The following is a 20,715-nucleotide window of genomic DNA, read 5'->3' on the forward strand; positions in this document are numbered from 1 at the left end:
GATGAGATTATTTAGAAGGTGAGAATAAATACTGGAATTGTCAGATTGCAGACTGCTTTCCAGCATTTTATGTGGACTTTACTCATACTCGACTGACTCTTTCGAGTCACTTCAAATTGATGTGCCACAAAACAATGTTCTCTATACGAGCTATCGCTCATCTTTTGGCGTGTCCATCACCACCATGGTTGTAATGGCTTTTACGTGTTCGCATTCCCCAAGAACATCGGCATGAAACGCTTTGTACGCCGCTAGGTCTTGAGTTTCGACTCTTAATAGATACTCGTTAGAACCCGTAATGTTGTGGCACTCGACAACTTGGTCGACAAATCGAACGTGCTCTTCAAAGCCTAGTTGCGCGTGTTTAGAATGCGATGCCAAGCCTATTGACACATACGCGACAAAACCGACGCCCATTTGTTGATTATCCAGCACCGCTCTATAGCCTTTAATCACGCCTTTTCGCTCCAAATCTTGCACTCGACGCAAGGTCGCGGATGGCGATAATCCAACTCGTTCAGACAGCTCCACATTGGAGATTCTTCCGTCTGATTTCAGCGCTTGCAATATTCTTTCGTCAAATCTATCCATGATGCTCTTTTGTTGTTTAGTGAGTGAGTATTCGTCAAATAAAAGCACAAAATTGATGGCGCTTCTACCTATCATTGTTCTCGACCGGTCAGAAAACGTAATCCTTTGCCTGCTGATTCGCAGGCAAAACAGAAATGCAGGAACACATTATGGAATATCATCAACTTGGTGCGTTGGCACTGTTTGCGTTTGTCTCGACCTTCACTCCAGGGCCGAACAACATCATGCTTATGACGTCTGGCGCTAACGTCGGCTTTAAGCGCACTATCCCACACATGTTAGGCATCACACTGGGTTTCGCTGCGATGCTGATTTTGGTTGGCATTGGTCTTATGGGCTTGTTTCACGCGTATCCGATCACGCATAGCGTCCTGAAGGTAATGAGCCTGACTTACTTGTTGTACCTCACGTACAAAATAGCAACCAGCAGCAAAACGGAAGTCAAAGATGATTACCGACCAATGAGTTTTTTGGGTGCAGTGGCGTTTCAGTGGGTGAATCCTAAAGGCTGGTCAATGGCACTCACTGCCATCACCGTATACAGTAGCGGCGGATCTTGGCTAGAACTGGCTTTTATCGCCGGTATCTTCTGCTTAGCAAACCTGCCTTCTGTGACTTTTTGGACGGCGGCAGGCATGCAACTTCAACGTTGGTTGACCACGTCTAAACGCGTAAAAGGCTTCAACTATAGCATGGCGGCGCTTCTGCTTTTGTCGACTATCCCAATGATATAAATGACAAAACAATGAAAGATAAGTGTGACTTATACCAAGTTTTAGCTAATCCTTTGTTCGGTAAGTACAAATAATCGCCACTTCCACGGATGGATTGGGTCATAGTAGCAACAGCAGTGACTAAAACATGAAAACTTAATAAGCATCCGCCTGAGCTAATTTAGTGATTAGGCGCACCTCGTCACTGCTTTGTCACGACGTTGTATTTTGCCGCGACAATCGATTCACTCTGACCGACAAGCACGATGCTGACAGGTCTGTCACACAAGGAGCGTTACACAATGCGTACTCGCAAGCTCATTCTTGCTACCGCTTTTGGCTTACTCGTTTCGGGTTGTAGCCAAACCTCGACCACCACGACCGCAGAGGTCATTCCGCCAGAATATCCGGTGGAATATTTCTTCCGTAATTCAGAAGTATCGAGCTACCAAATCTCCCCTGCTGGCGATTACATTTCGATGATGAAACCGTGGCAAGATCGTAAAAACGTCTTTGTTCATCCAGTGGGCAAAGCCGATCAAGTCAAGCGCATCACATCCATAGCCGATCGCGACATCGCTTACTACTACTGGGTTGGCGATGACACCATCATCTACTCTCGCGACACGGGTGGTGATGAAAACTTCTACCTCGTTACGGTAAACGTAAAAACGGGCGAAGAGAAAACCATCACACCAACGTCCGATGTCGTGGCTTATGTTATCGACACCTTAGAAAGTCAGCCTGACGACATTCTTATCACGACTAACGAACGTAACCCGCAAGTGTTTGATGTTTATCGTCATAACTTGAAAACAGGTGAAAACACGCTGGTTGCGCAAAACCCAGGCAACGTGCGTTACTGGGGTACGGACCACGATGGTAACATTCGCGTGATTTCGACGTCAGACGGCGTAAACACCGCAGTCCTCTATCGTGACACTGTGGATGAAGAGTTCCGTCCATTGAAGAATCTCACCTTTAAAGAAGACTTCTCGCCAATCTCATTTACACCAGATAACAAGAACCTGTACGTCGCTTCACGTATCACTCGCGATAAATCAGCGATCATCGAATATGATGTGAAGGCTAACAAAGAAGTGCGCGAGATCTTCTCTCACCCAGAAGTGGACGTCACCAGTGCAAATTACTCAAACGCACTCAACAAGCTCACAACGATCTCTTATGTGACGGACAAGCGTCAGTACCATTTCCTTGATAAAGGTTATGAAGAGACTTTTGAGCGTCTGCAAGGAAAGCTTCCGGGCGTTGAAATCTCGGTGAACAACACGACTCGCGACGAGAGAAAAATGATTGTCGTGACCTACAGCGACACCGACCGTCCAAATTACTACTACTACGATCGCGATTCAGACCAACTTGAAAAGTTAGCTGCAAACGCACCTTGGCATAAGCCAGAAGACATGGCGAAGATGAAGCCAATCACTTATACCGCTCGTGATGGTGAAACCATCCATGGCTACTTAACGTTACCAAAAGGTCGTGAAGCGAAAGACTTGCCACTGCTTGTTCTTCCGCACGGCGGTCCTTGGGCTCGCGATCACTGGGGCTTCCAACCAGAAGTTCAGTTGTTTGCCAACCGTGGTATCGCAGTACTGCAAATGAACTTCCGTGGCTCAACGGGTTATGGCCGTGAGTTTTGGGAGAAGTCGTTCAAGCAATGGGGCCAATCGATGCAAAACGACATTACGGACGGCGTAAAATGGGCGATTGACCAAGGTTACGCACAAGATGGCGAAGTGTGTATCTATGGCGCATCTTACGGTGGTTACGCGACATTGGCTGGTGTGACGTTTACACCAGACCTGTACAAATGTGGCATCGACTACGTTGGCGTGTCTAACCTATTCACCTTCATGGATTCTATCCCACCATACTGGGCACCTTTCCTAGCTATGCTGCATGAGCAAGTGGGCAATCCGGAAGATCCAGAAGACGCGAAGATGATGAAAGCCTACTCACCGGTGTTCCACGTAGACCAAATCAAAGCACCACTGTTGGTTCTGCAAGGCGCGAAAGACCCACGAGTGGTGAAGAGTGAATCTGACCAAATCGTTAATGCTCTGCGCGACCGCGGCGTTGAAGTGGAGTACATCGTTAAGGAGAACGAAGGTCACGGCTTCCGTTCACTAGAAAACCGTCTCGATGGTTACCAAGCGATGGATCGATTCCTGAAGACGCATTTGTTAGAACAAACGCAGTAAACAAGCTCCATTCTTCTCTCAAGGGCACTTCGGTGCCCTTTTTTATTGTCCAGTAACTATCTTATAAAGCGGGACGACGAAGTGTTCATTTGAGCGAGGCGTACCGAAATTAAATCGCCGATTCTCAGATCAGAGTGTAAATTTAGATAAAGACACTATCTGCCTTATTGAGATGCTGTTAATCTTAGATGAGAAAGAGAATAGTTATCAAACGTAGTGAAATGTGAATTAAAATGAAAAAGAAACCACAACCAAAAAGCCTCGTTGTCATCAACACACAAGTCGTAACACCGAACATGCAGCGCATTACCCTGCAAGATGACGCGCTAGGCAACTTTCCACAAGATTGCGAAGGCAGCTACATCAAGCTGTTGTTCAACGAAACCGGCGGCACCGATATTCAAGGCTTCTCAGAAGACAGCCGCCCAGTCATGCGTACTTACACCATTCGTCGCTTCGACCCGCAAGCATGCACGATTGAAGTCGACTTCGTACGTCACATCACCAAGGACCTACAATGTGGCTTTGCGGCGCGTTGGGCGATGTCTGCAAAAGAAGGCGATACCATCAACATCGCAGGCCCGGGCAGCATCTCAAACCTAAATACAGAAGCTGATTGGTTCTTTATGGCGGCGGACATGACTGCACTGCCAGCACTGTCTGCAAAGATTCGCACTCTGCCAGAAGACGCAACAGGCTATGCCGTGATCAGTGTGATCTCGGAAGCGGATATCCAAGCTCTCGAAGCACCAGCAGGTATGGAAATCCATTGGATCACCGAGCAATCACTCGAAGATAAAGTTCGCTCGCTGGAATGGAAAACAGGTGAAGCAGCAGTGTGGTGTGCTTGTGAGTTCGACTCAATGCGCGCGCTACGCCAATACTTCCGTAACGAAAAAGAAGTGGAGCGTGAAAACCTTTACCTCAGCAGTTACTGGAAACAAGGCGTATCAGAAGACGGCCACAAGGTCATCAAGCGCGAAGATGCAGAATTAAACGAACAGTAAATGTAACTTTATATTACTTTTACTATAGATAACGCTGAGTTTGTTGGTCAAAAGCTCAGCGTTTATTTCTTATACCCTATAAATATCAATAAATTACAACCAAACTCATTTCTTCTCTCTAAAAAACCACTTCAATCACTATAACAAATCCATATAGAGTCTATCTTTTAACCTCGTTAAGCTGTCGATAATCTACCCACCATAACGACGAGGCAAGCATGAACACCGATAAAGTAAAAGCCTTTGTAAATGCCGCTGAGCTTGGTTCCTTTTCTGCCGCAGCGCGAAAGCAGGGTAAAGCGCAGTCTTGGATTAGCAATGCCATCAGTGATTTAGAGATCGATTTATCGGTCGAGTTATTCTCACGTGACGGCTATAAACCAAAGCTCACCGCAGAAGGCGATAATTTACTCGGTTACGCCAAAAGCGTGCTCGCAGCAGAGAGAAAATTTTTGCGCCATGCGGAACACTTGGCTCAAGGTGTTGAGGATAAAGTCGTGGTCGCCATTGATGACTGGTTACTGGATGACAAGATGCGACAAATCATCATTGGGTTTCAGCAACAGTTTCCTCAAGTGGAATTAGTGCTCCATAAACGCCCAACCCAAGATGTGGTTGCCATGCTCGAAGAGGATGAAGTAGACCTAGCATTGATTGTCGGAAGGCATTTTTTCGATAGTACGATCCAGTATCAAACTATTGATCACGTGAAGACCTGTTTAATTTGCGCGCCGGGTAACCCTTTGAAAAATAAAGTTGTCGTACCAAGTGATTTGGTAGGCACCACCCAAATAACGCGAAGTAGTGTATTCAATTTGGACAATCGCTTCCTCGACCTCGAAGAAGTCAACAAGATCAGAATTGACGATATTGAAACAAGCATAGAGCTTGTAAGCCAAGATATAGGTTGGGCTATCATCCCACTGGCGTTAGCGAACCAAAACTCACACAAAGTAGCTATTGCTCAAACGAGCCTTGGGGAAAAAGGGCATTTGTTTCGAGTGGACATGATTACATCAGAAATTCGAGCCAATGGTATTGCCACCGATTGGCTGAAAAAGACATTAATCACTGAATACGCATAAAGGCAGTTTAGAAAAAGAGGAGGTAATATACGAATATAGTTCTATCGTAAATCTGAAGTTTACTTTTTTATTCTGTTTATATCTAAACATCAGTTGGCTTAAATAATATTAGGAAAGGCATTAACCGTAATGTCAGGAATCACTCTTCTCTTTAAATTAAAAAATAATAAAGAGGATAATGGAATAGTAATTGAGTGTTCTTATTTTTCATCAAAACGAATTTATAATGACTAGGTAAAAATATGAAAAAAACTCTTTTGCTTGCGAGTATATTGCCATTCTTGGTTGCGTGTAATTCCTCAGACACAAGCGGTGATAATGACATTGATACTGGAGTAAGGCCGATTCAACCAATCGAACCCGCTCCTCCAGTTCACCCTATAGAACCGGGTGAGCCTGTTCATCCGATTGAACCGAGCGAACCTGTTCACCCGATTGAGCCAGAAAGACCAGAAGAGCCAGTCCACCCTATTGAACCTGGAATATCAATGTATCAAACTGTCGCCAATCATTTTAATAAAACTTATGATGAGATTTATGATCTCTGTGAATCGGATTACTCTTTAGATAATAAACCTAATGATAAATACAATATTTATTGTAAATGGAATGACCTTCATAAAAAGTTTACTGTCACTTTTGACTCTGAGTCATATAAATCAGAAAGTAAAATACCATATTCAGCTAAAATAGAGTTCGATATAACGGACCACTTCCAGTCTATTGGTTATTTTGGGTATAGAATGAATGTGAGTTTTCCTAACAACGACAGTTACCTTAATGTCTCTGAATTTGTTATTCGTCAATACTACTCTTCACCCGGCGTAGAAGAAGTAGTAGCGGAGCAATTATTTGATCCTTTGGTTTTTCAAAGTAGTGCTCTGCTATCCATTGAGAATGATTTAAGCAATGACGAGCAAAATACTATGATTCCAAAGCAACGTTTCCAAGGCTTGCCTGAAAACTATTTCCAAATAGAAACAACTTTAGAAACCAATCCGAATGGTTCAGTGACTCAGATACATAAATTCCACCAATCGCAGCCGTTCCACAAGCTAGTTACTATTTTCGGAATGTAGCATCCTGCAAGTCCCCGCCTTTGCGAATCAATAACCCCTGATAAGCAAAGTGCTGGGGACACCTTTCCTAGTTCATATTTTCAGCCAAGAAATCAATCAGTAAGCGCACTTTTGGCGACAGATTTCGGTTTTGTGGGTACAGCGCCCAAATACCTTCACGATCGTCGCGGTAATCGGTTAACACTTCCACCAGCTCGCCATTATCTAACGCCTCTTGCACGTAGTAGTCCGGCAGTTGCACCAAACCTAGACCACGTTTTGCCGCATCGACCAAAGCAAAGCCACTGTTGCATTTGATTCGGCCAGAAACACGTAAAGACTTTTCACGCTTTTGCTCTTTAAAGTGCCAGTAATCAGCAGTACCGACCAAACATTGGTGGTGACTCAGCTCAGACAAGGTATGCGGTTCACCCGAGCGATCTAGATATGCTGGACTGGCACACACGTAAAGCTGTCGAGATGACAAACGCTTGGCAATCAAACTGGAGTCTTGCAAACGTCCGAGACGAATCGCCACATCGACACCTTGCTCAATCAAATCTAACTTTTGGTTGGTCAGATTCAAATCCAGATTCACCTGCGGATATTTCTCAATAAACTGGTGTAGCAACGGCGCTAAGTTCATCTCACCATACGTCACAGGAGCGGTTACTTTGAGCAAACCTTTCGGCTCTGCTTGCATTTGCGTGACCGCTAACTCTGCCAACTCTAGACCTTCGACAAGGTGTTTACATTGCTGATAATAGAGCTGCCCCGCTTCTGTCAGTGAGACTTTTCGCGTAGTGCGGTGCAGCAATTTAACGGCTAGACGTTCTTCAAGCGCAGAGACACGACGGCTGATTTGCGCCACCGATGTTTTCAACTTGTTGGCTGCGCCAGTGAAGCTGTTGGTTTCTGCGACAGCAACGAACTCGCTCACGCCTTCCCAATTCGCCATGGTTGTGGTTCCTATGGAATTCTATTTATTGCTTATTCTCACACAAAGTTAAATGCAGAGAAAACCTGTTTAAAAAGGATAGCCGACTAAATGCACCGCTTGTTGTGGCCAAATGATATTTAGGGACAGCACCATGGTGTCTTCTGTGCTCATCCATTCGCGAGGTTTTACTTCCATCTTTAGATTGTCGGTAGGTTGGTATCCGCTCGATTGGTAAACCTGTGTTCGCCCAAACAACACAGAAAAAGCATCACCTCTCTCGAGTGCATCTTGATGAATCACTTTGAGCAACATTTTCACTAACCCTTTGCCGCGATACTCCGGTTGGACGCAAACTTCGGCAATGCCGCTGATCGGAAAAGATTGATCGTCAATCATCACCTGCTTTTCATGTACTGCAATATGAGCCGCAAGTTGAGTGTCATCCCAAATAAGGTAACGATGCCGTGGCATCTCTTGAAAATAGCGCTGAGTTCGGAAGATTTTATCTTGTTCTTTGGTAAAACAAGTAGCGAGTAACGTTCTTAGCTTGGCATCGAGTGCGGGGGTGACGTCATCATCTAATAAGTATTCGAAGCGCATGATTTACCTCATCTATTCTTCATAATTAAAGGTAAACTTTTGGCAAATAACTTACTGAGATATAGCGCAAATAAAGAAAGCGCAGACTGAGCTGCGCTTTACATTTGTTGCATATAGGCAAATCAGTGTTTGAGAATATCTCGCTTCACTTCGCCTTTTAAATCCGTCAATGTTTGCTGCTCAGTATCAATCAAGAAGTGGTCACTGGCTTGTCCCGTTGCAAACTTCTCTAGGATCACAAATAGGCTACCAAAGCGTGAGCGGAAGACTTCACCAACCGAGTATTCACCTAAGTCACCAAGTTCAGAATCGACCGTTCCCGCGAACTCAGCCAGCTCTCGACTTAACAACTCGTATTGCAATAGCTGTGCTTCTTCAATATCGCGGAAAGCCAGTTCATCGGCATTACGCAGGCGGTAGAAATCTGTTGCTAGCTCTTCACCATTCCATGCAGCAAAGTCATCAAGATTAAAGCCTCCCTGTTGAGCAATCGCTTGAGCTTGTTGCGTCGCCGCCTGCCAATCTTTCTGGAATTGCTCATAATCTACGACCGCGTTTTCATCACAATTAACAATGTCGTACCCTAGCTCTTTCGCTAACTGACACACGGTAAATTGAGTAGAAAGCTGAGACATGATCAACATATCATCACCATCCATGTGCAAAAGCATTTCACGCATTTCCAGTGGCCAATCACTTGGTAGGAAGCGCAGACGCGTCAGTTCTCGGATGTGCCAATCAGTCAGAGCATAATAGCTTTCAGCTTCAAGAATCTCTTTATTCCAAATGCTCGCCTTTGCAGTTTCATCATCACCTGCTTGTTCAGTCAGGTGTTCATGCTCACGTGCATAGTGCTCAAACAACTCGTTGTAGCCTTCAACTTTGTCGATCACGACAGTTTCCACTTCGATTTGATGATCAGGACGGATATTCAATAGCTTATAAGCTGGAATGTAGCCCGCCAGAGAAGGGGCTTGAATGTTGAAAAGCGTGTGTTGCACACCGTCAATCACATAGCTCTTCTTACCGGTATCGTTAAAGTGCATGTGGCCACCAACGTGAATGCTCAACCCCGTCGCTGCAAGTGCTTTACTGGTGTCGTCATTTGGCTCACGAGATAACTGATGGCTTCCTTCTCCGAACAAGTCTTCAATGTCTTCGGATGCACCATTATAGAAATCCGTCATTGGAAAATGGCTGAACGACACAAGTGTTTTGTTCTGCTCTTTTGCCGCTTTAACGACCTCACTGATCCACTCAATCACGTGCTGTTTGTGGGTCAGCATCATGTTGTAGCCTGCACTGCTGGAGCCATCGAAGTCATCGCCGCTGATGGAATCTTCTACCAAGGTGTCTTTTGGCTTGTAGACGTTCGCATCTATCGCCAACAACCATAAGCCTTTTACTGGCTCTACCAAGTAGCTGGTATCTGGCACCACCGCACAGTTGGTGTAACCGTCTTGTTTGTATTCACCGCCCGTCCCTTGGTGGCAAATCTCAAACATGCGCTTATCATAAGCGGCTTCTTCGGCGGCAAGTTCATATGAATAGTTGTTACGAGCTTCTTCACTGCTGTAGGGCGTTTCGAAATACAAATAATCTTCTTGAGGATAGAAACCGTGCGTACCAAGGATATCCATGATCTCTTTGTAGCCCCACTCTTGTACCTCTTCCGTACAGATGGTGTCTAAATTGTCGCCTTCACCGGGAATGATCCCCCACTCGCCTTCGTAATCAACACACTCATCCTTACCTCGGCTAAATATGCGTTGTTTCTTGCCGCCCTCACCAAGGTAATCAGATTTGCCCGCTGCCACGGTAAAAGGTTTGTTGGGATCATGGTTGCCCGGTGCAGCAAAAAACTCAAGACCATAAGTCTCACGATAATGGTCAAAGATTTTCACTAACCCACGCATGTGCACAGGTTGGCCGTCATCACTGAAATCCCCTGGTAGCGCAACATATTTAATTCCGCGCTCTACCACGTCATCCAGTGCAGCGATCATCGCGAAATAGTTTTCGTTAAACAACCGCGTCGATTCCATCTGCGACTGCATGGTACGAATCGTCGCATATTTACCGCTGGCATTGGTGTAGAGACCTTGGAAAGAGCCGTCTTGGAAGTCACCATATACATCGTGGAAGTGGATGTCTGGCATAAACGCCACCTGAACTGGCGCTTCGAGCTCGGGTGTATCACTGCTTGAAGAGTCTGAATTACAACCAACTAGAGTAGCTGCAATCAGACCGGAGAGTACGGTCAATGTACTGCGTTTCATTTTTCCCATCCCGATAAAGAGTAATAATTTGAAATCGGGCGAGGAGCTTAGGTGGAAAAAATGACAATTAAGTTGCGACTTTCTTACAACTTATCGTAACTAAATAGAATTTGTGACTCTCGTTCACACTCTTTTTAATCAACAACTTAAACCAATAATCGACGTATCATAGACTGATTTAAACCATTGATGTTCACTATACTTCCAACTAAACATCAATGGCTCAGTCATTCAGAATCGTTATAGCTGAGGTAACGGTTTTAAGTCTTGGTACTCGGCATCTAGCTCAATACCAAAATGCGCTTTTAATGCCGATAGATACTCAGGGCCTCCGTTAAGCTCTACCTCGACCACTTTGTCATTTTCTCGATACTTTAACGTATGATTTGCCAGTGTGATGATCCCCGATTCCGTAGGCAGCGTGGCTACGCGACTAGACGTAAAGCGCGACGTGGGTGACGTAGAAGCAAAGTGATTACCGCAAACAATGTCGCCATCAAACACATGTTCAAAATCCAAGCTATACATATCAAGCCACTGGTTTTCATTGTCATATGGTTGCACTTGCAACATATAGCCAACGCGCTCGTCTTCAATAAAGCGGAATGTTTGAATATCGGTATGAATAGCTTGGTTAAGTACGAATGGCAATGGTGCTCTCGGCGTATTCGAGCCAAAGCCAGCATCGACAATCCATTTTTCATCGCCCATTGTGACCAAAGTAAACTGATGCGTTCTACCTGAGGGCGTACCGGATAAGTGCACGCGACCTAAAAGCGGTCTAGCATCAAATCCCACCTTTTGCAGTACTCTTAAAAGCAATCCATTCAATTCAAAGCAATATCCCCCACGGTTGTGATAGACCAGCTTGTCGATAATGTCTCGCTCAGAGATAGATACGCCTCTCCCCAATGCAATATCAAAGTTCTCAAATGACAAACGGCGATGCTGCGCATTATGCAGTACAAATAGCGTATCAACGCTGACGTCCAATTGCTGCGTTACGCCAATCTTGTTTAAGTAAGCCTGTAAATCTGTGTTGTTCATTGTGATCCTAAATCGATATTTCTTCGCAATGGCCGACACAATAAAACCTCAACCATGCTTGAGGTCAAACCCCAAAACGAATTTTCTCGTCCTTACTTTGTTTTTCTCCAACTTACCCTGTTTCGCTCGCATAAATCATTGCACCTTTTTGTTGATTATTACGTATGCGTAAAAATCATTTTCAATTTAACCGGATTATCATTTTTCGTGAAACGCCTAAAATGGGCACCAACAAAACGACGCAGCGCAGTGAGCAAACCTCAACTACGCTTATGACGTCACTCCATATACTGAGAATATAAAGGAAACATCCAATGTCGCTTGAAATCAAACCTGGTCAAACTCACATTAAATCAAAAGCAATGGTTGCATGGGCTGCTGGCGAGCCACTTAAAATGGAAGAAGTTGATGTACAACTTCCAAAAGCTGGTGAAGTGCTAGTACGCATCGTAGCAACTGGTGTTTGTCACACTGACGCATTCACATTATCAGGTGACGATCCAGAAGGTATCTTCCCTTCAATCCTTGGTCACGAAGGTGGCGGTATCGTTGAAATGGTTGGCGAAGGCGTAACAAGCGTTGAAGTTGGCGACCACGTTATCCCACTTTACACAGCTGAATGTGGTGAGTGTAAGTTCTGTAAATCTGGCAAAACTAACCTATGTCAGGCAGTTCGTGAAACTCAAGGTAAAGGCCTAATGCCAGACGGCACAAGCCGCTTCTCTGTAAACGGTGAGACAATCTTCCACTACATGGGTTGTTCTACTTTCTCTGAGTACACAGTACTTCCAGAAATCTCACTAGCGAAAGTAAACAAAGAAGCACCACTTGAAGAAGTTTGTCTTCTAGGTTGTGGCGTAACCACTGGTATGGGTGCGGTACTTAACACAGCTAAAGTTGAAAAAGGCGACACAGTTGCTGTATTCGGTCTTGGCGGTATCGGTCTTTCTGCAATCATCGGTGCACGTATGGCTGGTGCAAGCAAAATCATCGGTGTCGACATCAACGAAAGCAAGTTCGAGCTAGCAAAACAACTTGGCGCAACTGATTGCATCAACCCAATGAAATTCGACAAACCAATCCAAGACGTTATCGTTGAGATGACCGACGGTGGTGTTGACTACTCATTCGAATGTATCGGTAACGTAAACGTGATGCGTCAAGCTCTTGAGTGTTGTCACAAAGGTTGGGGTGAGTCGGTAATCATCGGCGTTGCGGGCGCAGGTCAAGAGATCTCAACTCGTCCATTCCAACTAGTAACTGGTCGTGTATGGCGTGGCTCTGCTTTCGGTGGTGTTAAAGGCCGCTCTGAGCTTCCAGAAATCGTAAACCGTTACATGGCTGGCGAATTCGGTCTCCAAGAATTCATCACGCACACTATGGGTCTACAAGACGTGAACGAAGCATTCGAATTGATGCACAAAGGTGAATCTATCCGTACTGTTCTTCACATGGATAAATAATCCAAGATACAACTCACGTAATGTGATTGATATTTGAAAATTTGAAATAAGCTCTCTTCTCTCTGGACACGTTTTCCTCGGGAAGAGAGCCATCCACTGTCTTAACGGTCTTGTCCGCCGTTAGAAAATCATTGTTTTAAATACTCACTGTTTTTAAATAAACATTGTTTTATCGAGAGATTATCCATGACCATTGAAAGCCTAAGCCAAGCCAAAGTATTCGGTGGTTGGCATAAACAGTACACGCACGAATCTCGCACACTCAATTGCAACATGCGCTTTGCGATTTTCTTGCCACCTAATGCAACAAAATCAAACCCAGTTCCAGTGGTTTACTGGTTATCTGGCCTGACTTGTACCGACGAGAATTTCATGCAGAAAGCCGGTGCATTTCAAATGGCAGCAGAGTTGGGTATCGCGATTGTAGCGCCAGATACAAGCCCTCGCGGTGACGACGTTGCAGACGACGAAAACTACGATCTGGGTAAAGGCGCAGGTTTCTACCTAAACGCGACGCAAGAACCGTGGTCACGTCATTACCATATGTACGATTACATCACCAAAGAGCTGCCTGCGATCATAGAAAGCAACTTCCCTGTTTCAGATGTGAAGTCGATTTCCGGTCACAGCATGGGTGGTCACGGTGCAATCACGATTGGTTTGAAAAACGCGAGCCAATACCGTTCAATTTCAGCGTTCAGCCCAATCAGTAACCCAATGCAATGTCCTTGGGGCCAAAAAGCGTTTACCGCTTACCTAGGCACGGATATTGAGAGTTGGAAACAATACGATGCGAGCGAATTACTTAAGCAAAACAAATCCCCATTGCCGATTTTAGTCGACCAAGGTGATGCAGATAACTTCCTTGCTGAGCAATTGAAACCAGATGCGTTACTGGCGGCAGCAAAAGCTCATGATTCTGAAGTTGAATTGCGAATGCAATCAGGTTACGACCACAGCTACTTCTTTATTTCGAGCTTTATTGTTGAGCACTTAAACTTCCATGCGAAGCACTTATTTGCGTAGTACTTGCTGGTGATAAAACAAAAAGCGATGAAAAACCAAACGGTTTAATATCTTGTCCTATACAAAGCCACTCATTCATTGGGTGGCTTTTTGTGTTCTAAAAACACTCACCTCCCCTTTACACAGCCCCCATTGCAATTTGCCGAAATGACGTCTAACTTGTAATTGAACATCATTCAATTATCGCTAACACTGTATGAAAAAACCAACGTCAGCCCTGTTAACCTCGACTTGCTTCGGGTTGTTAGCAACCTCTCCTATTGCCGAGGCAATAAGCTTCTTCGATCCCATCGATGGGCAATTAGATATGGGCGAATACCTTGCTGAAAACGCCTATGGCTTTCTACCTGTTCCGATTGTGATTACTGAGCCTGCCGTCGGCTACGGTTTGGGCTTTACTGGCGTGTTCTTGCATGAATCCGATGAGCAACGAGAGAAAAGACGTGAGTTAGCCGAAACGTCTCTCGATGGAGGCGCTCAACTGTTAACACCTGCAATCACCGCGGTAGGTGGGTTCGCGACTGAAAACGGCACTTGGATGGGCTTTCTTGGTCACCGCCGGACCTGGGCGCAAGACTCGGTTCGTTACCTTGGTGGCGTTGGATATGGCGACTTTAATATGACCTTCTATCCACAATCCTCCTTACCTGGGCTAGACAACGTATTTAATGGTAAGGGGTTAGATTTCGAGATTACTGGCGGCGGCATGCTCAACCATCTTCAATACCGAATTATTGATGCCCCGTTGTTTATCGGTGTGAAACAACTCTATTTCGTCACCGATCAGAAAATCACTAACTCCCCTGTTGCAGATAAGCTGCTGCAAACCTTGACCAATACCTCACCCACCACTTCTGGATTGGGCTTAACAGTGGAATGGGACAGCCGAAACAACTTCTTTAGTCCAACCGAGGGCTACAACTACAAAGCGGAGTATCTTTGGTACAACGACGCCATTGGCAGTGATTACGAATACGAGCAGTTGGATGTAGAGGGGATTAATTATTGGGAACTGGCAGACGATTGGTCGTTGGCACTGCGTGGACAATACAAGGCACTCTACACTGACGAGCGCTTTTTACCACCAGCGTCTTACCCAGACATTGAACTGCGTGGCGTGGCGAGAAATCGCTATCAAGGTGACGAAACCTTATCAGTAGAATCTCAGCTGACTTACCAATGGAATACCCGCTGGTCGACCAATATCTTTGGCGGTTTTGGTTACGCATCAACAAATGAGCCGTTATTCGAAAATGATGCCGAATACGCTTATGGCGTCGGCTTTCGTTACCTCATCGCTCGTCGTTATGGGTTACAAGCAGGTATGGACTTTGCCTTCAGCGATGAGGACAGTGCGGTTTATTTCCAAGTGGGCTCAGGCATGTAAACCCACTCGGTTCTCATCATCATGATTGATATTTAGGGTTCGCACCGTATTGGTTCGAGCCTTCTTCACTGTCTTGAATCAAGAAGTACAACAGCACCAAAATACCTATAATTGGAACAAAGGCGATAAGGGCCCACCAACCTGAGCGTCCTGAATCATGTAAGCGACGCACGGTGACCGCTATCGACGGTATCATAATAAACAGCGCATAAATCACACCGAAAAAACCAAAATTATCCATTTGCATCAGGCTACCAATCACCCTATCGATGATAGCCATGACTAAATTGACCAACACATTCACCAACGTAAAGTACCAATACTCTTGGCGTCTTGCTCTACCACTAAAGTTGGTGTAATTGAGGATAACCTTGTAATACCAATCAAACATATCGCATCTCCGATTGAGTTGAATGTGTCGCGAAAGTTAGACAACGTGGTGCAAGTTGCACATAAAATGAACGAAATGATATATTCATCCAATAGTTCTATTTTTAACTCTCTCATTAACCTTGACGTATATTCCACCAACGGTTACTTTTCACCCATAACGTATTATATAAAACCATCAGGTTGGCTCTATTATTAATAAATATATGACCGAGATTTTAACTGGCGATGTTCGCTCTAGTTGCAATGCCGGCAATAAAAATCAAAGGGCACAAGATGAGAAAAACACTAGCACTCGCTTTGCTTTTGTTTGCACCAATACTTTTTGCAAACACAATACAGTTTAGCAGTCCTGAGAAACCCAATGTCGTTGTGGCACTAAAAGACTTAGAGTCCTTGCCTCAAACCACTTACACCACACAACTTCCTTGGCTAGACAGCCCAGCAGAATTTGACGGTGTAAAACTTAGCACCCTCCTACAACATGCCTTTGGCAAAGTACCTGAGCGTGTCGAAGTTCGTGCACTTAATGACTACCATTCAAACCTCTCGCGCGAAGACATCCTGCGCTATCAACCGATCGTGGCGTATAAGCAAAACCATCATTACATTAAAGTAAGAAATAAAGGCCCATACTGGCTGATCTACTCAATGGATGAATATCCGGAAATTGATGTCGCCCTATACCATTCACAAATGGTGTGGCAAATAAACAGGATCAGCGCGAAAGAAGAATAACAATGAAAGCAAAGCCCAATCCCCCTCATCAGGGGCCATTTTCAACCAAGAGCAAGTTACTCTTACTGATATTTGCATCCACACTGCTGTTCGCAAACGTACTACTACTGCAAGAAACTCGAGCGCTCACTAAAACCTATTCGGATCAACAAAACCAAGCCACTTGGTTCTTGTTCCATCTTTCGAAAGAATTATCTGAACTGGTAGGGGAAGCTCGACGCTTGAACGAAAGCGTGATGAACATTGATTCCGCTGAGCTGCAATACGAGCTAGCGTGGAGCCGTTTTGATTTGCTGATTAACAATAAAGAAGCCGATTCTTTTCTCTCACGAGAAGAGGTTCGAGTTTATTTTCTTTCTCTGTTTGACCAATTCCAACAACTCGAACCAATATTAGTAGAAGCGAAAACGGGCAGTAGCGTCGCCGCGAGTCAGTTTTATCGTGAAACTCAAAACCTCTACATGCAAATGATCGATTACGTCACTCTGCATTTTCGTGTTGCCAGTCCCCTCTACAAACATCAACAAGAGAAAGCGTATAACTTGCTGCAAGCGCAATACGTATTGCTCGGTATCTTTGTCCTAACCGTGGCACTGTTGACGTATTTTTATAAACGTGAGTCCAAGTTCCACAAAAAAATGGCATTGAGCGATCCGCTCACCAAGCTTGCTAACCGAAGCGCGCTGTTTATTGATTTACACCGAAAGGAAGAAACCAACTCGCCTTTCTCACTCATGCTGCTCGATTTAAACGGCTTTAAGGACATCAATGACACCTTAGGCCATCAAGCTGGCGATATTGCGCTCATAGAAATCGCAACTCGTCTAAGCCAAATGGCGCTGGATGACTTTGCCGTGTATCGCATGGGCGGCGACGAATTTGCCGTGATCGTCGACTCTATTGATCAAACGAAAATCGATGAAGTCACGCACCATATCAATGTGGTGTTTGAAAAGCCGATTCTCTCCTCTGAGCAAGCCAATGGCCTATCGACAAGTTTGGGGGTCGCTAGCTACCCGCAAGACGCAGACAACATTGACTTCCTGATCAATTTAGCGGATAAGCGCATGTACAAAATGAAATTCCAACGTTAAACGGATAACCATGATGAAAAACTTCATGCGAGCAGTACTATTACTGCTAGTGATCGCGATAGGTGTACTGGCTTGGGTATTTATCCCTTCTCACGAAACCGTAGGTGCACAAACCCTCGAAGAAGCGCTAAACGACAACTACACACTGGTTGGCCATCGCATTCATTCGACAGATCCAGATGCCGGCAATATGTTTGGTTACTTTGTGGTGTACAAAGGCGCAAACACGGATAATTTGGAACCGTTTTTGGTGACTTCTGATCAGTTTATTCGCATGGAGCAAACCGATGATAACACGCTAGCCCTCACCGTGAATGGTCGCATCTACCGCTACCATAATGACCTGTGGGTAGAGAGCCCAGATGGCAAGTTGCAACATTGGTTTGTCAGCGCGACAGCGAAATACGTCCGCTAAGCAGACGCATACTTAGCTTCAGCTACTTAGCTGCAGATACTTAACTTGAGATAAACAAAAGCCCCGCTCATTACGTTGCGGGGCTTTTTATGTTCGAAACTGGCGAGGCAGAGATTAAAGCACTTTCTCTTTGATCACTTTCATTACGCCCGAGTCACGATTGCTTGGTGCGGAGAAACGTGCGATTTTCTTCACCGCTTCGTGCGCGTTTTCCATCGCGTAGGAATGCTCGCTCACTTGCAGCATCTCTAGGTCATTCAGGTAATCACCAAACGTCATGGTCTCTTCTGGACCAAACCCCATGGTATCTTGAAGGTGTTTGATCGCCGCGCCTTTTGATGCTTCTGCATTCATCACGTCTAGCCAAATCTTCGCGCTCACCACAACTTGATGACTGTGACCAAACTTCGCACTCATGGTTGGGAAAACCAACTCTTCAGAACCACCAAAGTGACAAATCGCTACCTTGATAAACTCATCGTCAACGGCCAGTAGATCTGGCACGTATTCACAGCGATGGTAGTACTTCTGGAACTCTTCCAACGCTTTAGGATCTTTAGTTTCAATATAAGCCGAACGCTTACCACACAGCACTAGGTGCGTACCTTCAATCTCACGAGCCGCTTGGATGATCGCATCAATTTCTGTTTTTGGAATGGTGCAGCTGTATAGCTCTTTATCTTGGTACATCACCAAGGTGCCGTTTTCCGCCACATAAATCATACGGTCTTGAATCGGTGCAAACGTATCGCGCAAACTGTAGTACTGACGCCCCGATGCCGCCGAGAATAGAATGCCCTTCTCTTCTAGCTGCAAAAACAGATCAAAGAACTCAGGGTCTAAACGACCGTATTGGTCAAGTAAGGTGCCATCCATATCGGTGGCAATAAATTTGATGCTAGCTTGTGACATGAACTTAAACTCAAATAAAGCAGCGCAGGTCACTCATCGAATGAAAGCAGGCTGCAAAAAATAGTCTTGGTAAGGTACAGGATATTGGGTGAATCTCAAGCTGAAATGATAGGGTATCATTCAGGAATCAGCTTGAGATAATGAGGAAATTAGGCGGTAGCCAAGGTACTAGATTCCGCCATGGGCTGAACCATTGGTTTGGCCAACTCCAGACTGTGAATGGTGCCAATCAAGAAATCGAGTTCGCGATAAATCTCAGCAACGGCTTCAAACTCCCCCGCTGGCTCATCCAATTTTGGCTCAAACAGTTCTTTCCAATGCGAAATGGCAATATAGAGCTTTCCGTTCACTTGAGAAAACGACAAGCGAGAAAACTCGCTCTCACGATGAAAAGTCAGCACACGCTCGATCAATTCATCCGTCAGCAGTTGCTTTGCGGTGTCTAAATCGTCGCTGTACACCTCATACTGTTGGTCAAACTCTGGGTGACCCATTCGCACTCTTTTACCTATCTGAATCTTGAAGAAACGGTCCCACAGCTTTTCACGAAGCGTTGGCCCATCATCGCGGTCACTCAAAACAAAGGTGCAAACGTCGTCATTCATCGGAACGTCTATTTCACAAAACAACCCCGCAAAAAACACGTGATGCTTACTCGAACTATCGCTTCCTGAACTGATGAGCTTCGACGCTTCTATCTCAGACATCACCACCTTCGCCTCTCCAATGGTGCCTGAAATAAAATCATCACTCTCGAAACCATCACAACGGTCTAAATACAAACCACTGCGCTCGAAGGCTTCTTTGGAAAGTTTACGATTTGGGTCCCATGTGAGTGAGGGCTCAATGTGCGCTAACAAGCTCTGCATGATGTGCTGCTTGTAGGTGGTGCGAAACTGATTGTGCTTTTGATTGAAGTACGCCCAACCGCCGAGCATCAATGCCAAAAGAACAAACATCATGGCAGAGGTAGTGAGGTCAAACACGACGGTGCCAAAGAAACCCAGAACCGCCAAACCTAGAAACTTGCGTCGACGCAGTGCTTCTAAACGTAAAGCTTCAAGCGGTTCGAGCTTGTGCCTTAAGTCATTTTCAAACAGTGTTTTGAGCTGATCTGTCGTCATCACTTTCCTTTCATTTTTAGAGTTGAGTCCATTACCAACAACTACAAGATGAATCATTACCACCGCTACACGCATCACTAGGAAGACAGTCCAAAGAGTTGCACCCCATATCTGTCACACAAGATGAGTCTTTGTTCTTACGCCTTTTTCGGTTACGGGAAGAATCCCCATTTTGCAGACGTTGATGCGCATGTCGACAGCGTGTAAACTGCTCTTGAACACTGATATAGCTAGAAAACACGCCTTTGCGTTGAATCATTTTGCTGATGGCAGCAGAACAAGAATCCGTGCCGTAATACACCGCATGAGCGCAGCGGAAGCCTTTGTGTGGAGAAAGATAGCGTTGATAAAATCGTATCAATGCCAACACCAGTTTAGACATGCTTTTCCTTTTGCATCTAATGAGTCATTCGAGAACCATGCTCTCAACTATCAATCAAAACAGTACATCACTCAAATTAATCATTTCAAACGCAACCCTAATTTCTGCGCTCTAAGCGATGAAAATCATTGAGATAGGGAGTGATGGCAAGCCGACAAAGCTAGCCTAGTAGCGCCTTCGAATAGCAATCACTGCCAAAACAGGTACAATCCGTGCTCGATTTTTATTTCGCGCGGACT

20 protein-coding genes are annotated in these 20,715 nt (G+C 45.1%); 11 read left to right on the forward strand and 9 right to left on the reverse strand.

Going from position 1 to position 20,715, the window contains the following annotated elements; all coding sequences use genetic code 11:
- Positions 1 to 150 precede the first annotated feature (150 nt).
- The gene (locus C1S73_RS17905) at positions 151 to 591 is read right to left on the reverse strand and encodes an Lrp/AsnC family transcriptional regulator (protein WP_027726611.1); all 441 of its coding nucleotides are present in this window, start codon (positions 589 to 591) and stop codon (positions 151 to 153) included.
- Between the two features lie 149 nt (positions 592 to 740).
- Between C1S73_RS17905 and C1S73_RS17910 the strand changes: the two genes are divergently transcribed.
- From C1S73_RS17910 to C1S73_RS17930, 5 genes are all read left to right on the forward strand, one after another.
- Complete coding sequence (locus tag C1S73_RS17910) at positions 741 to 1,325, forward strand: LysE family translocator (protein WP_038869727.1); 585 nt, start codon at positions 741 to 743, stop codon at positions 1,323 to 1,325.
- Between the two features lie 281 nt (positions 1,326 to 1,606).
- Complete coding sequence (locus C1S73_RS17915) at positions 1,607 to 3,529, forward strand: S9 family peptidase (RefSeq protein WP_038869729.1); 1,923 nt, start codon at positions 1,607 to 1,609, stop codon at positions 3,527 to 3,529.
- A gap of 233 nt (positions 3,530 to 3,762) precedes the next feature.
- Positions 3,763 to 4,536 (forward strand): siderophore-interacting protein, encoded by a 774-nt coding sequence (locus C1S73_RS17920; protein WP_038869731.1) that lies wholly within the window; start codon positions 3,763 to 3,765, stop codon positions 4,534 to 4,536.
- Positions 4,537 to 4,754: 218 nt separating this feature from the next.
- Positions 4,755 to 5,621, forward strand: a complete 867-nt coding sequence (locus C1S73_RS17925; RefSeq protein ID WP_050566710.1) for a LysR family transcriptional regulator — start codon at positions 4,755 to 4,757, stop codon at positions 5,619 to 5,621.
- A gap of 242 nt (positions 5,622 to 5,863) precedes the next feature.
- A complete protein-coding gene (locus C1S73_RS17930; RefSeq protein WP_038869732.1) occupies positions 5,864 to 6,700 on the forward strand; it encodes a hypothetical protein in 837 nt (278 codons plus the stop codon).
- A 67-nt stretch (positions 6,701 to 6,767) separates the two neighbouring features.
- On the opposite strand, the gene C1S73_RS17935 is transcribed toward C1S73_RS17930, so the two are convergent.
- The 4 genes from C1S73_RS17935 to C1S73_RS17950 form a co-directional block, all read right to left on the reverse strand.
- A complete protein-coding gene (locus tag C1S73_RS17935; protein ID WP_038869734.1) occupies positions 6,768 to 7,637 on the reverse strand; it encodes a LysR family transcriptional regulator in 870 nt (289 codons plus the stop codon).
- Between the two features lie 69 nt (positions 7,638 to 7,706).
- A complete protein-coding gene (locus C1S73_RS17940; RefSeq protein WP_038869736.1) occupies positions 7,707 to 8,219 on the reverse strand; it encodes a GNAT family N-acetyltransferase in 513 nt (170 codons plus the stop codon).
- 122 nt (positions 8,220 to 8,341) lie between these two features.
- Positions 8,342 to 10,498, reverse strand: coding sequence for a metallophosphoesterase (locus C1S73_RS17945; protein WP_038869738.1), 2,157 nt, complete (start codon positions 10,496 to 10,498; stop codon positions 8,342 to 8,344).
- Between the two features lie 240 nt (positions 10,499 to 10,738).
- Positions 10,739 to 11,545 carry an arylamine N-acetyltransferase family protein gene (locus tag C1S73_RS17950; RefSeq protein WP_038869740.1) on the reverse strand — a complete coding sequence of 269 codons (807 nt, stop codon included), beginning with the start codon at positions 11,543 to 11,545 and terminating at the stop codon, positions 10,739 to 10,741.
- A 314-nt stretch (positions 11,546 to 11,859) separates the two neighbouring features.
- On the opposite strand from C1S73_RS17950, the gene C1S73_RS17955 reads away from it, so the two are divergent.
- The 3 genes from C1S73_RS17955 (at position 11,860) to C1S73_RS17965 (ending at position 15,421) form a co-directional block, all read left to right on the forward strand.
- Positions 11,860 to 13,008: an S-(hydroxymethyl)glutathione dehydrogenase/class III alcohol dehydrogenase gene (locus C1S73_RS17955; RefSeq protein WP_038869742.1), complete on the forward strand. Its 1,149-nt coding sequence runs from the start codon at positions 11,860 to 11,862 to the stop codon at positions 13,006 to 13,008.
- A gap of 186 nt (positions 13,009 to 13,194) precedes the next feature.
- Positions 13,195 to 14,034 (forward strand): S-formylglutathione hydrolase, encoded by an 840-nt coding sequence (gene fghA, locus C1S73_RS17960; protein WP_038869743.1) that lies wholly within the window; start codon positions 13,195 to 13,197, stop codon positions 14,032 to 14,034.
- Positions 14,035 to 14,230: 196 nt separating this feature from the next.
- Complete coding sequence (locus C1S73_RS17965) at positions 14,231 to 15,421, forward strand: BamA/TamA family outer membrane protein (RefSeq protein WP_038869744.1); 1,191 nt, start codon at positions 14,231 to 14,233, stop codon at positions 15,419 to 15,421.
- A gap of 19 nt (positions 15,422 to 15,440) precedes the next feature.
- Here the strand turns inward: C1S73_RS17965 and C1S73_RS17970 are convergent, their stop codons facing one another.
- The gene (locus C1S73_RS17970; protein ID WP_038869746.1) at positions 15,441 to 15,812 is read right to left on the reverse strand and encodes a DUF805 domain-containing protein; all 372 of its coding nucleotides are present in this window, start codon (positions 15,810 to 15,812) and stop codon (positions 15,441 to 15,443) included.
- A 275-nt stretch (positions 15,813 to 16,087) separates the two neighbouring features.
- On the opposite strand from C1S73_RS17970, the gene C1S73_RS17975 reads away from it, so the two are divergent.
- The 3 genes from C1S73_RS17975 to C1S73_RS17985 are packed head-to-tail and all read left to right on the forward strand — an operon-like array spanning position 16,088 to position 18,058.
- Positions 16,088 to 16,549 (forward strand): putative pterin-binding protein, encoded by a 462-nt coding sequence (locus C1S73_RS17975; RefSeq protein WP_038869748.1) that lies wholly within the window; start codon positions 16,088 to 16,090, stop codon positions 16,547 to 16,549.
- Between the two features lie 2 nt (positions 16,550 to 16,551).
- Positions 16,552 to 17,643, forward strand: coding sequence for a GGDEF domain-containing protein (locus tag C1S73_RS17980; RefSeq protein WP_038869750.1), 1,092 nt, complete (start codon positions 16,552 to 16,554; stop codon positions 17,641 to 17,643).
- Between the two features lie 10 nt (positions 17,644 to 17,653).
- On the forward strand, positions 17,654 to 18,058 hold the full coding sequence (locus C1S73_RS17985) for a hypothetical protein (RefSeq protein ID WP_038869753.1): 405 nt from the start codon (positions 17,654 to 17,656) through the stop codon (positions 18,056 to 18,058).
- A gap of 114 nt (positions 18,059 to 18,172) precedes the next feature.
- On the opposite strand, the gene C1S73_RS17990 is transcribed toward C1S73_RS17985, so the two are convergent.
- The 3 genes from C1S73_RS17990 to yidD all read right to left on the reverse strand — a co-directional run bounded on the left by C1S73_RS17990 (position 18,173) and on the right by yidD (position 20,476).
- Positions 18,173 to 18,970 carry a Cof-type HAD-IIB family hydrolase gene (locus C1S73_RS17990; RefSeq protein ID WP_038869755.1) on the reverse strand — a complete coding sequence of 266 codons (798 nt, stop codon included), beginning with the start codon at positions 18,968 to 18,970 and terminating at the stop codon, positions 18,173 to 18,175.
- A gap of 149 nt (positions 18,971 to 19,119) precedes the next feature.
- Entirely contained in the window at positions 19,120 to 20,094 is a 975-nt protein-coding gene (locus tag C1S73_RS17995) for a DUF3137 domain-containing protein (protein WP_038869757.1), read from the reverse strand.
- 31 nt (positions 20,095 to 20,125) lie between these two features.
- A complete protein-coding gene (gene yidD, locus C1S73_RS18000) occupies positions 20,126 to 20,476 on the reverse strand; it encodes a membrane protein insertion efficiency factor YidD (protein WP_081634775.1) in 351 nt (116 codons plus the stop codon).
- Positions 20,477 to 20,715: the final 239 nt, after the last annotated feature.

The organism is Vibrio jasicida 090810c, from assembly GCF_002887615.1.
In the GTDB taxonomy this organism is placed as follows: Bacteria; Pseudomonadota; Gammaproteobacteria; order Enterobacterales; family Vibrionaceae; genus Vibrio; species Vibrio jasicida.